Below are 14155 nucleotides of genomic sequence, written 5' to 3'. Positions count from 1 at the left end.
GACCTTTTCCAATCAAAGTTTTCTCGGCAAGACCTCGCGTTTTTATCGGTCTTGTTGGAACGCCGCGGCCTGAAACAAAAAAGGCGCCCTAAGGCGCCCGGATCGTCGACGGTCGAACCGCCGTGTCAGTCGTCGCAGCGGCCCATGCCGGTAATGAAGTAGCCGGAATCGACGTGCACGTTCTCGCCGGTCACGCCCGAGGCCAGGTCCGAACAGAGGAAGGCGGCGGTGTTGCCGACCTGCTCGATGGTGACGTTGCGCCGCAGCGGGGCATTGGTGGCGACGTAGTCGAGGAAGCCCTTGAAGTCGCCGATGCCCGACGCGGCCAGCGTCTTGATCGGACCGGCCGAGATCGCGTTGACCCGGATGCCGCGTTGGCCGAGCTTGGAGGCGGCCAGGTAGCGGACCGTGGCCTCGAGCGAGGCCTTGGCCACGCCCATCACGTTGTAGTTCTTCATCACGCGCTCGGCGCCGAGGTAGCTCAGGGTGAGCAGCGCGCCCTCGTCACGCATGTACGGCTCGCCGGCCTTGGCCAGCGCGGCGAGCGAGTAGGCCGAGACGTCGTGTGCCTGAGCGAACGCCTCACGTGACATGCCGTCGAGGAAGTCGCCGTCGAGTGCCTCGCGCGGGGCGAAGGCCATGGCGTGGATCACGATGTCCACGCCCTCGGGCCAATGCTCGGCCAGTGCCGGGAACAGGGCATCGACCTGCGCGTCATCGGTGGCATCCAGCGGCAGGTAGATGGAGGATCCCAGATCCTTGGTCGCCTTCTCGACCTTCGGCTTGAAGCGGTCGTTGAGGTAGGTGAAGGCCAGCTCGGCGCCTTCGCGGTGCATGGCCTCGGCGATGCCGTAGGCGATCGAGCGGTTGTTGGCAATGCCGGTGATCAGGGCACGCTTGCCGGATAGGAATCCCATGGGTTTCTCCTGTGTTCCAAAGGGTGGCGACGGCCGCACCGGGGCCGGGCGGCGAAAACCGTCGGACGATGCTTGGTCTGAGTTCGATTTTCACCGTATTGTATTCGCCTGATGACCAACAAGCATCCCACACCCGCCAGATCGCGGCCGGCCGATTGTATCGAGGCGGCCGACGCCCCCCTCGACGGGACAAACCGCCTGTTGCCCGACCGGCGTGCCTTCCTGCGTCGCATGGCCGGGCTGGGTGGCCTGGCGGCGATGTCGACCCTGCCGACGCTGACCCGGGCTGCCGGCTTTGCCGAGGGGCTGGGCTATGCGCCGGCCTACCCGGTGGAATTCCCGCATTTCGATTACGTCAATCCGGCCGCTCCTAGCGAGGGGGCGCTCACGCTGTCGGTATTCGGCTCCTTCGATTCGCTCAACCCCTTCCTGCTCAAGGGGCTGGCCGCCACCGGGACCAATACCTTGCTGTTCGACACGCTGGTGGTACGGGCCTGGGACGAGCCGTTTTCCGTCTATGGCCTGCTGGCCGATCGTCTCGAGCTGGCCGATGACGGCCTGTCGGCGACGTTCCGCATCAACAGCGCGGCGCGTTTCGTCGATGGCCGGCCGGTCACCGCCCGTGACGTGGTGTTCAGTTTCGAGACCCTGGTGGGCGAGGCCGCGCACCCACGCTATCGCTATTACTGGGCCGACGTGGCCGGGGCCACGGCGGTGGACCCATTGCACGTGCGATTCGATTTCCGTCGCGCGAATCCCGAGTTGCACATGATCATCGGCGAGCTGCCGGTATTCTCCCGCGATGCCCTGATCCAGGTCGACTTCGCCGAGCATTCACGCACGCCCTTGCCGGGCAGCGGCCCCTACCAGATCGAGGCGGTGAACTTCGGTCGTGACATCCGTTATCGGCGTCGCGACGACTACTGGGCGCGGGACCTGGGCGTGAACCAGGGCATGCACAACTTCCGCACCCTGGGGTTCAAGTACTACAAGGACGAGACGGTGGCGCTCGAGGCATTCAAGGCCGGCGAGTTCGACGTGTTTCACGAGAGCAATTCCAAGCGCTGGGCACGGGCCTACCACGGCAAGCCGTTCGACGAGGGGCGCATCCGTCGCCGCGAGATCCCGCACCACAACAATGCCGGCATGCAGGGCTTTGCCATGAACACGCGCCGGTCGCTGTTCCAGGATCGCCGCGTCCGACGTGCGCTGAACCTCGCCTTCGATTTCCACTGGTCGAACGTGCACCTGTTCTACGGCCAGTACAGTCGTTGCGAGAGCTATTTCGCCAACAGTGAGCTGGCCGCCCAGGACATCCCCGAAGGCGTCGAGCTCGAGCTGCTGGAGCCGTACCGCGAGCAACTGCCGTCCGAGCTGTTCGAGCAGGCGCACGTGGTGCCGTTCGCGCCGACGCCGGCAATCCAGCGCCAGCACCTGGTCGAGGCCCAGCAACTGCTGGCCCTGGCTGGCTGGGAATTGCAGGACGGCAAGTTGCGCAACGCCGACGGTGAACCGTTCACCTTCGAGATCATGCTGGCGCAACGGGGCTTCGAGCGCATCGTCGCGCCATTCGCCTACAACCTGCGTCGCCTGGGTATCGATGTGTCCTACCGCACCATCGACGTGGCCCTCTACCAGCGACGCATGAACCGCTTCGAGTTCGACATGACCGTGGTGTCCTATGGCCAGTCGCAGTCGCCGGGGAACGAACTGCGCGAAATGTTCGGCAGCGAATCGGCGCATCGCGAGGGCTCGCGCAACTACAGTGGTATTGACGACCCGGTGGTCGATGCGATGATCGAGGCGGTGATCTACGCCGAGGATCGCGAGGCGCTGGTCACCGCCTGCCGGGCACTCGATCGGGTACTGATGTGGCATGAGTACCTGGTGCCCAACTGGTATATCGGGTCGCATCGGTTGGCATGGTGGAACCGTTTTGACTACCACGACGAGCCACTGCCGCGTTATTTCAGCGGCGCGGAATGGGTGATGCAGACCTGGTGGGAGACACACGCCGAACCCCAGCCGGGGCCGGTGGTCAACGACGTGAGCAGCCTGAATGGAGGGAGCCCGTCATGAAAGCAAACGACCGGCCGGTGTCACGCACCGGACTGAGTGCCCTGGTGCTGGTTTTGGCGGCCGCGGTGATGATCGCCGGCTGTGCCGGTCCGCGCTATGCCACCGAGGTGCGCTACCTGCCGCCGACGAGTGAGGCGGGCCTGTCCTGCCTGCAGGGCTGCCACACCGACATGCAGGCCTGCCAGGCCGATTGCCAGTCACAGCGCCAGAGCTGTATCGCCGGCATCGGCCCGCAGGTGGACGCCGCCTTCGATCAGGCCCTGCGCCAGTACGAGGCCGAGCGGCGCGTCTACATGCGTGAGCGCCAGTACTATCAGCTCGACCGGGCCATGCAGTTCGGCCTGTATCGCGACCCGTTCTACTACGGCTATCCGGCCTCGTTCTGGTTCACGGACCGCTTCTACGATGACCCGCCGGTGCCGCCGGCAGCACCCAGTCGCGACGAGATTCGCGCCGCGGTGATTGATCGCGAATGCAACATCGACTGTGGCTGCCAGGGCGCCTTCGATCAGTGCTATGTCGGCTGTGGCGGCCAGGTGGAGCGCCGTGTGGTCTGCGTGGAGAACTGCGATGGCGAAACGCCGGCCTCGCGCATCCCGGCCAATCCCAACGCCGGGCCAGACACGGCGCCCAACGACAGGGGCGGGGCCGAGTAGATGGGCGCGTATATTGCCAAGCGCCTGGCCCTGATGATCCCGACCCTGTTCGGGATCCTCTTGATCTCGTTCGCCGTGATCCAGTTCGTCCCCGGCGGGCCGGTCGAGCAATTGATGATGCAGCTTAAAGGCGGCACGCAGGGCGCGGCGGCCGAGGCCGGCGGTCAGTTCAGCGGCGGCCTGTATCGTGGCGAACAGGGGCTGGGCGAAGAGCAGATCGAGCAGTTCCGCGAGTTCTACGGCTTCGACCAGCCGGCGTACCAGCGCTTTGGCGACATGCTCGGCAACTACCTCACCTTCGATCTGGGCGAGTCGTACTTCTACCAGCGGTCCGTCGGCGAGCTGATCGTCGAGAAGCTGCCGGTCTCGATCAGCCTCGGGGTGTGGACCTTCCTGCTTACCTATCTCGTCTCCATCCCGCTCGGGGTGGCCAAGGCGGTGCGCGACGGCAGCAAGTTCGATTCGATCACCTCGACAGTCATCCTGGTCGGCTACGCCATTCCCGGCTTCGTGCTCGGTCTGGTGCTGCTGGTGCTGTTGGGCGGCGGCAGCTTCGTGCAGTGGTTCCCGTTGCGCGGGCTGACCTCGGACAACTTCGAGCAGCTCTCTCTCATGGGAAAGATCCTCGACTATCTCTGGCACCTGGTACTGCCGATCACCGCGATGGTGGTGGGCAACTTCGCCGTGATGACCATGCTGACCAAGAACAGCTTTCTCGAGGAGATAAGAAAGCAGTACGTGCTCACCGCCCGTGCCAAGGGGCTGGCCGAGCGCACGGTGCTCTACCGTCACGTCTTTCGCAACGCCCTGATCCCGATCGTTACCGGCTTTCCGGCGGCGTTCATCGGCGCGTTCTTCACCGGCAGCCTGCTGATCGAGACCATCTTCTCGCTCGACGGGCTGGGGCTTCTCTCCTACAACGCCGTGCTGCAGCGCGACTACCCGGTGGTGCTGGGCACGCTGTACGTCTTCAGCCTGATCGGGTTGTTCGGCAAGCTGCTCTCCGACCTGGTCTATGTCTGGGTCGATCCGCGGATTCACTTTGAGGCGGTCCGGTAGATGATCGAGGGAGTTCGATAGATGTCCATTGTCGATGCCGGAGCGGACACCGCCGTCGCCAAGGGCAGCGGCACGGAAGGCCAGATTTCCACGGCGGCGCGTGCCTGGAAACGCTTTCGTCGCCACCGGCGCGGCTGGGTCAGCCTGTGGCTGTTCCTGGCGCTGTTCGTCCTGAGTCTCGGCGCGGAATTGATCGCCAACGACCGGCCGCTGCTGGTCCAGTACCAGGGCGAGATGCTGTTCCCGTTGTGGAACGATTACCCCGAGACGCGCTTTGGTGGGGATTTCGCCTCGGCGGCGGACTACACCGACCCCCACGTGATCGAGCTGATCGAGCGCGAGGGCTGGGTGCTTCGCGCCCCGATCCCGTTCTCCTTCGACACCATCGACTACTACAACGAGGAGCCCAATCCGGCCGCGCCCAACAGTCGCCATTTGCTGGGCACCGACGATCGCGGTCGCGACGTCGCCGCGCGGCTGATCTACGGCTTTCGCATTTCGGTGCTGTTCGCGCTGGCGCTGACGGTAATCGGCACGGCCATCGGCGTGCTCGCCGGGGCGGTGCAGGGGTATCTGGGCGGCAAGACGGATCTCGTCTTCCAGCGCTTCATCGAGGTCTGGGCGGCGTTGCCGGAGCTGTATCTGCTGATCATCTTCGCCTCGATCTTCGAGCCGTCGATCGGGCTGTTGCTGGCGTTGCTGGCGCTATTCGGCTGGATGGGGCTGTCGGACTACGTCCGTGCCGAGTTCCTCAAGGGCCGCAATCTCGACTACGTCCGCGCCGCGCGGGCGCTGGGGGTCTCCGGCCCGCGGCTGATGTTCCGCCACCTGTTGCCCAACGCCATGACCCCGGTGATCACCTTTCTGCCGTTCCGCATCTCCGGGGCGGTGCTGGCGCTGACCAGCCTCGACTTCCTCGGCCTGGGCGTGCCGCCGAGCACGCCGTCGCTGGGCGAACTGCTCTCGCAGGGCAAGAACAACATCGATGCCTGGTGGCTGTCGGTATCGACCTTCTTCGTGCTGGTCGGCACGCTGGTGCTGCTGATCTTCGTCGGCGAGGCCACCCGCGACGCCCTCGACACCCGCCGCGGCTAACCCGTCTCGCCGTAGGAGCGGCTTTAGCCGCGATAGGCAGGGCTGACCGCGATCGGATTTCGCGCCTCAAGGCGCTCCTGCGGAAATCAGAATCGTGACGCGAGCCCGGCCCGCGAAGGCCGCCCGAGCAGCCGTCCCGGTTTCATCCTCGCAAGGGGCGAAATCCCTGCGGTCTGTCTTGCCACCCGGCCGACCCGCTCGGGTATCATGGCGCGTCGAGACAGTCCTCCAACCGCCCCGTCACGGATCGATCGCGCATGCCCAAGAAATCCCGCCAGAATCGCCTTCCCGGACAGGCCTACGCCCCGGGTATCCACGCCCGGCTGTGGCTGATCGACGAGGCGGGCGAGCACTATCTGGGCGTGGGCAAGGTGCGGCTGATGGAGGCGATCGACGAGCTCGGTTCGATCAGCCACGCCGCCCGTACGCTCGGCATGAGCTACAAGCGTGCCTGGTCGCTGATCCAGGAGGTCAACCAGCTCGAGGACGAGCCCTATGTCTCCAAGGAGGTTGGCGGCGCCGGCGGCGGCCATGCCACGGTCACCGACACCGGCCGCGCCGCGATCGCCCGCTACCGCGAGCTCGAGGACGACCTGCGCGCCTTTCTCGCCCGGCGCGCCGAGAAGCGGGACCGAAAGCGGGGAGGGCGCTCATGACCGACTCGCTGCGTGAGCGCGCCGGCCGGGCCCTGCGCGACCGCGACCCGGCCACCAAGGCCGATGCGGTCCGTGCGCTTTTTGAGGAGGCGATGGCCATGCCGGACGCCGAGGTGCCGCGCCCGCCCACGTCGATCGAACCGGTGCCCGACCCGGGCCGTCCCGAGCGCCCGGAGCTGGTTGCCCCGCGGGGGGTGCCCAAGCGCGGTCCGGCCAGCGCCGAGGGCCGCGCCTCGATGGCGCACTCCTTCGCGCATATCGAGTTCAACGCCATGAATATCGGCCTGGATGCCTGCTACCGCTTCGATGCCATGCCCGCGGATTTCTACCGTGACTGGCTGTCGGTGGCTCGCGACGAGGCCAAGCACTTCGAATTGCTGGATGCCTACCTGCGCGAGCGCGGCTACCAGTACGGCTCCTTCCCGGCGCATGCGAGCCTCTGGGAGACGGTGCACGGCACCGAGCACGACGTGCTGGTGCGCATGGCCTTGATCCCGCGCGTGCTCGAGGCTCGCGGCCTGGATGTCACCCCCGGCATCCAGCGCAAGCTCGCCCAGTACGACGACCAGCCGCTGATCGACATCCTCGATGTCATCTACACCGAGGAAATCCAGCACGTGCATATCGGCACGCGCTGGTTCCGCTACGCTTGCGAGCAGCGCGACGTCGATCCGCGCACGACCTTCCGCGAGCTGCTGCAGCAGTACATGGCCGGGCGCATCCGCGGCCCCTACGACGAGGTCGGTCGCAAGGCCGCCGGCTTCTCCGACGGCGAGATGGCCGACCTGAAGGACATGGAGGCCGAGACGCTCGCCATGCTGGAGGGCAAATGAGCCTGTTCCGCGTTGACGACCGCCGGAGTCGGATCGAAGCCCCTGTGGGAGCGAGCCCTGCTCGCGAATCGCGCCGACCGGCGCGAGTCCTGCTTTCCGCATGGCGCCGGCGTTATGCCGGGACGGCGGCTATCGCCGCCTTCGCGAGCGAGGCTCGCTCCCACAGCGTGGAGGCCGTCGCATGAGCTTCGTCCACCTGCATGTGCACAGCGAATACTCGCTGATCGACGGCACCTTGCGCGTCAAGGACGCCGTTTCCCAGGCCAAGGAACGTGGCATGCCCGCCATCGCCCTGACGGACCAGGGCAACCTGTTCGCGATGGTGAAGTTCTACAAGGCCGCGCTGGGTGCCGGGATCAAGCCGATCTTCGGCGCGGACTGCTTTCTCTACGAGAACGCCCAGACCCCGCCGTCGCGCGTGGTGCTGCTGGCACAGAACGACATCGGCTTTCTGCATCTGACCGAGCTCTTGTCGCAGGCCTACTGCGAGGGCCAGCACGACGACCGGCCCTGCCTGAACCGTGACTGGCTCACCCCCGAGAAGACCGACGGGCTGATTGCCCTGATCGGGGTGGACAGCGATCTGGGCCGAGGGCTGGTCCACGGGCTCGATCACATCGTCGACGACGCGCTGGCCTTCTGGACGCAGCGCTTTCCCGACCGGCTGTATCTCGAACTCACGCGCACCAACCGCGTCAACGAGGGCGCGTTCATCGAGCGGGCGGTGGAACTGGCGATCACGCAGGACCTGCCGGTCGTCGCCAGCAACGACGTGCGCTTTCTCGACCAGGCGGACTTCGACGCCCACGAGGTGCGGGTGTGCATCAACCAGGGCCGCACGCTTGAGGACCCGCGCCGCCCGCGCGACTACTCCGACCGCCAATACCTGCGCACCGCCGCCGAGATGCGCGAGCTGTTCGCGGACCTCCCCGAGGCGATTGACAACAGCCTCGCCATCGCCGAGCGCTGCAACGTCACGCTCAAGCTGGGCGAGAACTTCCTGCCCAACTTCCCGACGCCGGCGGGGCAGACCGAATCGGACTACCTGCGCGAGTTATCCGCGCGGGGACTGGAGGGCCGTCTCGAGCGTGTCCCGGAGTCCGAGCACCAGATCTACCGCGAGCGCCTGGAACGCGAGCTGGACGTCATCATCCAGATGGGCTTCCCCGGCTACTTCCTGATCGTTGCGGACTTTATCCAGTGGGCCAAGCGACAGGACATCCCGGTCGGCCCCGGGCGGGGTTCGGGCGCCGGCTCGATCGTCGCCTGGGCCTTGTTGATCACCGACATCGACCCGATGGCCTACGACCTGCTGTTCGAGCGGTTCCTCAACCCCGAACGGGTCTCGATGCCCGACTTCGATATCGACTTCTGCATGGAAGGTCGCGACCGGGTGATCGACTACGTCGCCGAGCAGTACGGTCGCGATGCCGTCTCGCAGATCGCCACCCACGGCACCATGGCCGCCAAGGCGGTGGTGCGCGACGTCGGCCGGGTACTGGGCTATCCCTACGGCTTCGTCGACCGGATCGCCAAGCTGATCCCGTTCAAGCCGGGCATGGACGTCTCGCTCGACGATGCCCTCGGGCGGACCGAGAAGAGCCAGAAGGAGCCCGAGCGCTATTCGGCCGACCTGAAGGAGCTCTACGACCGCGACGAGGAAGTCCAAGCCGTCATCGACATGGGCGGCGCCCTGCAGGGCCTGCCGCGCTCGGTGGGCAAGCACGCCGGCGGCGTGCTGATCGCCCCGAGCAAGCTGACCGACTTCACGCCGATGTTCTGCGAGGCCAACCACGCCTCGCCGGCCTCCCAGCTCGACAAGGACGACGTCGAGGCCGTCGGTCTCGTGAAGTTCGACTTCCTGGGCCTGCGCAACCTCACCATCATCGACTGGGCGCTCAAGGCCATCAACGCCACGCGCGCGCAGTCCGGTGAAGAGCCGATCGACATCTCGGCCATCCCGATGGACGACCCAAAGAGCTTCGAGCTGTTGAAGCGCTGCGAGACCACCGCGGTGTTCCAGCTCGAGTCCAAGGGCATGAAGGGGCTGATCAAGAAGCTCCAGCCGGACAACTTCGAGGAAATCATCGCCCTGGTGGCCCTGTTCCGTCCGGGCCCGCTCGATTCGGGCATGGTCGACGACTTCATCTTGCGCAAGAAGGGCGAGCAGGAGGTCGAGTACCTCCACCCCTGGCTCACGGAGGTCCTCAAACCCACCTACGGGGTGATCGTCTACCAGGAGCAGGTCATGCAGATCGCGCAGATCCTGGCCGGCTACACCCTGGGCGGCGCGGACCTGTTGCGCCGGGCGATGGGCAAGAAGAAGGCCGAGGAGATGGCCAAGCAGCGCCAGATCTTCCTCGATGGCGCATCGGCGAAGGGCGTCGACGTCGATCAGGCCGGCTACATCTTCGATCTGGTGGAGAAGTTCGCCGGTTACGGCTTCAACAAGTCGCACTCGGCCGCCTACGCGCTGGTCGCCTACCAGACCGCCTGGCTCAAGGCCCACTACCCGGCGTACTTCATGGCCGCCGTGCTCTCGGCGGACATGGACAACACCGACAAGGTGGTGGGGCTGATCGAGGAATGCCGGCGCATGGAGCTCGACGTGGTGCCGCCCTCGGTACAGCGCTGCGCCTACCGCTTCACCGCCGGCGGCGAGCGCGAGATCGTCTACGGCCTCGGCGCGATCCGCGGGGTGGGCGAGGGCGTCATCCAGCGGATCGTCGAGGAGCGCGCCGAGCACGGGCCCTTCAAGGACATGAACGAGTTCTGCCAGCGCGTCGGCGCGCAGGCGCTCAACAAGCGCGTGCTCGATGCCATGGTCTGCGCCGGTGCGCTCGACGAGCTGGGTCCGTCACGCGCGGCCCTGCAGGCCCACATCCCCGAGGCGATGAAGGCGGCCAGCCAGGTCGCCAACGCCGCCGAGGCTGGCATGAGCGACCTGTTCGGCGGCATGGACGAGCCGGAGACGGCGGTGGCCAGCCCGATTAAGCCACTCCCTGAGTGGTCTGACGACGAGCGCCTGCGCCTCGAGAAGAACATGCTCGGGCTGTACCTCACCGGCCACCCGATCAACCAGTACATCGACGAGATCAAGTGCTTCATCACCGGGCGGCTCGACGAGCTGACCGACAAGGCCGAGGCCGCCGCGGCCGCTGCCGGTGGCGGCTTCGTCCGCGGCACGCCCGCGGTGGTGGCGGGGCTGTGCGTCGCCGAGCGCACCATGCGTACGCAGAGCGGCGACAAGCAGCTGTTCGTCACCCTGGATGATGGCCATGGTCGAGGCGAGATGCGCTTGGTGGGCGACGACATCGAGACCCTGGCCGATCGCGTCGGCCGCGACCAGTTGGTAATCGTCGAGGGTGACGTCTCCTTCGATTCCTTCAACGGCAATCTGCGGATTCGTCACAAGCGGCTTTACACGCTGGGTGAGGCACGGGCGCGGTTCGCGCAGTGCGTCACCATCGCGCTTACCCCCGACTGCGGCGTCGAGGCCACCGAGCGGATGCTCGACATCATCGAGCCGTTCCGTGAGGCGGAGGGGTTGCCGGTGATTGTCGAGGTGCAGAGTGAGTTGGGGCGGGGGGCGTTTCGGCTGGCCGACGACTGGCGGGTGGCGCCGGAGGCTACCTTGATGGAGCGGTTGGGGGAGTTGGATACCGTTATTCGGGCTGCGGCTTACTATCCCGGAAGAGCGTGATTTCTCTTACTTACAATGAGTAACCTAAGCCTTCATAACATTGAGTTTACAGTGTTGATTGGGTCCTATGCTCGAGGAGACGCGTGTGAAACGAGCGATGTCGATATTCTTCGAGTTGGTCATGAGCGACAGCCCTTGCTGCCTTCCTGGGTTTCTGGTTTGGCTTATCGTTCTTACATCGATTATACGATCGAAGAGTTCGTTCGATTGTGCGAAATCGGTTCTTTGTTTCTCTTCCACGTCTTTTCCGAGGGCATGCTTTTAGAAGGGGATGACGTGGTTTGGGATCGCATTAGATCCAATTTTAATGTGGCTTCTTCGTTCGATCGCGAGATATCGGAGTATGCTTCGGTTCTGAATTATGCTGACTCGTATCCTTTTTATAAAGAGAACGTCGTTCCTTATTTGTCTATTGTTTTTAGGTCGATAAAAAATATAGGAATATTCAGTCTTGCGCAACGCAAATGTTACATGTTTGATAAGCTGTCTGCGTTGAGGTATGGATTTGGGCTTCCCGAGCAAATGTCTAAGGATTTTATCCATCTTGATAATTGCTACGAGAGAATTGGCCGATATGGAAAATCTGATTTGATAAAATTCGAAGCTTTGGCTCAAAAATGGAAAGGGCTGAGAAGGTTTTAAGGAGGTTGTTTTGATTTCTGAATGGGTCTTCCTTGATCTAGAAAAGGCGGTTAAGTATCCGGCTGACTATGACTCAGGCGAGGGTAGGAAAAAATTGCAAGGCGCATATAAACTCATGATCGGTGAAGTTCACATGAGTATGTTTAATGAGCCAGTCCAAAGCCATATTGATTTTCGCAAGCGTTTAAACGAGATGTCCGAAAGAACCCCTCAGCTTGAGGCCGTTTTGGGTATGTTGAAAAACGAAGAAATGCTGATGTCAAAAGATTACCGCGATCATAACCTTGATATAGACACTTTTGCATCCTGTTATATCGGTAATTTCCTAGGCACTTTGTCGCCATGAAGGATGATCTTGAAATTGCCTTGAAGGCTTGGAGCGTTTATCAGGACCTCATACGAGATATGGGTGGCGCTGCATGGAAGATTAAGTCGGTTTGTTTTACGGTCTCTGCTGGGATTATTTCCTATGGATTTACTTCTGGAGAGAGTTATGTTTTTTTAGTGGCTTCATTTTTGTCTCTTATTTTTCTGATGCTGGAATCAGGGTTCCGGTGTCTCCAAGATCAAATAATAAACAAATCGCTTGAGATCGAGCGCACGATTAATGGCTTCATTGCGCATGATGACAGGCCTGTCTTCCCAGATAGTGTGGGGACAGATCTTGATGCCCCCCGTATGAGTGATCTAAGAAGCCTTTTTTCTGTGAATAGATTTTTGTTCTGGCTTCCTTATCTAATCCTCTTTGTTGTTCCGATCATTCTTTGGCAGTTTTTTGGCTGACGGGCTGCAGTATCGGCCTTGGACTGCTTTATTTGAGGCGGGGTAGTAGGAGGTAAGCGTGATGGGCCCTTTGGTCGGTCGGCTGGTGGATTGATTTCACGCGCTGTTTGCGTGAGGGGCACCGATGCACCCGTGGTGCCCGGCGCGCGAGTCGGTTTTCTTGCTTGTCCAAGAAAACCGACGAAAAGAAGGACACCCCGACGCCTTGGCCCTGCGGGCCTGATCGCTGCCGCGATCAGCCTCGCGAACGGGCAATCGCGGACGGGTCGGTTCGACGCGACGTCCTGTCGCGGCGAACCTCGGGCCGCCGTCCTTGGCGGCCCGACCCTGCGATTCCCCGCTCGCGAGGCAAGGCGTAAGGGGGCTCACCCTTCGTTTGAAATTTTTAGGCACACTCAATCGGCGAGTTGTCTTTGGGCTGTTGGGGTTCGAATGGCAGGAGAGGCTTCGGTGGCAATCGTGCCGCACGGCGGTCAACGAAGGTTTCTCCCCTTTCGGCTTGCCTCACGGCCGGCGGGTGGCCGGGGTCGGAGCGACAGGGATGTCGCTCCGAGGCTCAGCGCGACACGACGTCGCGTCGAGCCGGCCCCGAGTCAGCCGCTGGTCGTGAGGCTTCGAGGTCGGACGTAAGTCCGGCCTCGAAGGCCCGAAGGGCTAAGCCGTGGGGTGTCCTTCTTTTGGGGTGTTTTCTTGGACAAGCAAGAAAAATCCTCGCACGCAGCGCGCCGCGTCTGATCTGTGCCTCAACACGCAACCTGCGTGCGAAACACGTCTCCCAACGTCTGGACATTTCTCAGAGTTCAGTACCACGGCAGGTTGGGTCTGGTCGTAGGTTTTAAACGAGTAGTTTGCCGCTTACCGATAAACGGTATATTCTCGAAACCATGATCAGGAGCTTCCGCTGCAAGGACACGCAGACGCTGTTCGAGACCGGCCGATCCCGCCGCTGGTCGGATATCCGGCGGATCGTCGAACGCAAGCTGGCTCAGCTTCACGCAGCGGAGGCACTGGAGGACCTGGCCTCGCCGCCGGGCAATCGGCTGGAAACGCTTAGCGGCGACCGGGCCGGTCATCACAGCATCCGGGTCAACGCCCAGTGGCGTCTGTGCTTCCGCTGGACGGACCGCGGACCGGAAGACGTCGAACTGGTGGATTATCACTGAACGTGAAGGAGGGTGAGCTGATGACAATCAAGAACGGCATGCGCCCGGTCCACCCGGGCGAGATCTTGCGCGAGGACTACCTCGAGCAGATGGAGCTGAGCGCCAATGCACTGGCCAAGGCCCTGAAGGTGCAGCCCAGCCGCATCAACGACATCGTGCTGGAGCGCCGGGGTGTGACGGCGGACACGGCATTGCGTCTGGCGCAGTACTTCGGCACGACGGCGAGGTTCTGGCTGAACCTGCAGATGGAATACGAATTACGTCGGGCCGAAATCGAGCGTGGCGACAGCCTGACTCAGGAGATCGTCCCGGTCGCCACCTGATGCCGTCTTAAAGGCCTCAGCATTAGGTCACCGCATGGCGGAAAACGAAGGTTCCACCCCCTTACGGCTAGTCTCACGGCCGGCGTGCGAAACCCCTCCCGCGTTAGACCACCACCGTGTCTCCCAGTCCTTGGGCTAGGTGATAAATGGCCTTGCAACAGGCTTTTGCGGCTTGATGCCCCATAAAACTCTATGCCGTTACCTCGTGTATCGTCACTGATACACTCCGGCGAGTCATAGGAATGT

General features: G+C 63.2%; 13 protein-coding genes. 12 read left to right on the top strand and 1 reads right to left on the bottom strand.

Going from position 1 to position 14155, the window contains the following annotated elements; all coding sequences use genetic code 11:
- Positions 1 to 125: 125 nt before the first annotated feature.
- Positions 126 to 917 carry an enoyl-ACP reductase FabI gene (locus SR882_RS08475; protein ID WP_322520816.1) on the bottom strand — a complete coding sequence of 264 codons (792 nt, stop codon included), beginning with the start codon at positions 915 to 917 and terminating at the stop codon, positions 126 to 128.
- 111 nt (positions 918 to 1028) lie between these two features.
- Here SR882_RS08475 and SR882_RS08470 point away from each other — a divergent pair, with 111 nt between their 5' ends.
- From SR882_RS08470 to SR882_RS08415, 12 genes are all read left to right on the top strand, one after another.
- The gene (locus SR882_RS08470; protein ID WP_322520815.1) at positions 1029 to 2996 is read left to right on the top strand and encodes an extracellular solute-binding protein; all 1968 of its coding nucleotides are present in this window, start codon (positions 1029 to 1031) and stop codon (positions 2994 to 2996) included.
- Positions 2993 to 3652 carry a hypothetical protein gene (locus SR882_RS08465; RefSeq protein WP_322520814.1) on the top strand — a complete coding sequence of 220 codons (660 nt, stop codon included), beginning with the start codon at positions 2993 to 2995 and terminating at the stop codon, positions 3650 to 3652. Before SR882_RS08470 ends, SR882_RS08465 begins: the two co-directional genes overlap by 4 nt.
- Complete coding sequence (locus SR882_RS08460; protein ID WP_322520813.1) at positions 3653 to 4711, top strand: microcin C ABC transporter permease YejB; 1059 nt, start codon at positions 3653 to 3655, stop codon at positions 4709 to 4711. It abuts the gene before it with no gap.
- A 21-nt stretch (positions 4712 to 4732) separates the two neighbouring features.
- Positions 4733 to 5806, top strand: coding sequence for an ABC transporter permease (locus tag SR882_RS08455; protein WP_322520812.1), 1074 nt, complete (start codon positions 4733 to 4735; stop codon positions 5804 to 5806).
- A gap of 257 nt (positions 5807 to 6063) precedes the next feature.
- Positions 6064 to 6462, top strand: a complete 399-nt coding sequence (locus SR882_RS08450; protein ID WP_322520811.1) for a winged helix-turn-helix domain-containing protein — start codon at positions 6064 to 6066, stop codon at positions 6460 to 6462.
- Positions 6459 to 7295, top strand: a complete 837-nt coding sequence (locus SR882_RS08445; protein WP_322520810.1) for a ferritin-like domain-containing protein — start codon at positions 6459 to 6461, stop codon at positions 7293 to 7295. Before SR882_RS08450 ends, SR882_RS08445 begins: the two co-directional genes overlap by 4 nt.
- 181 nt (positions 7296 to 7476) lie before the next feature.
- Positions 7477 to 10998 (top strand): DNA polymerase III subunit alpha, encoded by a 3522-nt coding sequence (gene dnaE / locus SR882_RS08440; protein WP_322520809.1) that lies wholly within the window; start codon positions 7477 to 7479, stop codon positions 10996 to 10998.
- A gap of 15 nt (positions 10999 to 11013) precedes the next feature.
- Positions 11014 to 11640, top strand: a complete 627-nt coding sequence (locus tag SR882_RS08435; RefSeq protein WP_323132077.1) for a nucleotidyltransferase domain-containing protein — start codon at positions 11014 to 11016, stop codon at positions 11638 to 11640.
- A 10-nt stretch (positions 11641 to 11650) separates the two neighbouring features.
- Positions 11651 to 11986 (top strand): hypothetical protein, encoded by a 336-nt coding sequence (locus SR882_RS08430; RefSeq protein WP_322520807.1) that lies wholly within the window; start codon positions 11651 to 11653, stop codon positions 11984 to 11986.
- A complete protein-coding gene (locus SR882_RS08425; protein WP_322520806.1) occupies positions 11983 to 12423 on the top strand; it encodes a hypothetical protein in 441 nt (146 codons plus the stop codon). Before SR882_RS08430 ends, SR882_RS08425 begins: the two co-directional genes overlap by 4 nt.
- A gap of 884 nt (positions 12424 to 13307) precedes the next feature.
- A complete protein-coding gene (locus SR882_RS08420; RefSeq protein ID WP_322520805.1) occupies positions 13308 to 13586 on the top strand; it encodes a type II toxin-antitoxin system RelE/ParE family toxin in 279 nt (92 codons plus the stop codon).
- A 38-nt stretch (positions 13587 to 13624) separates the two neighbouring features.
- Positions 13625 to 13909 (top strand): HigA family addiction module antitoxin, encoded by a 285-nt coding sequence (locus SR882_RS08415; protein ID WP_407653369.1) that lies wholly within the window; start codon positions 13625 to 13627, stop codon positions 13907 to 13909.
- The last annotated feature ends 246 nt before the right edge of the window (positions 13910 to 14155 follow it).

Origin of the sequence: Guyparkeria halophila (assembly GCF_034479635.1) — a bacterium.
GTDB classification, from domain to species: Bacteria; Pseudomonadota; Gammaproteobacteria; order Halothiobacillales; family Halothiobacillaceae; genus Guyparkeria; species Guyparkeria halophila.
Note: the sequence above shows the minus strand (reverse complement) of the source record. Positions and strands in the feature narration are given on the sequence as shown.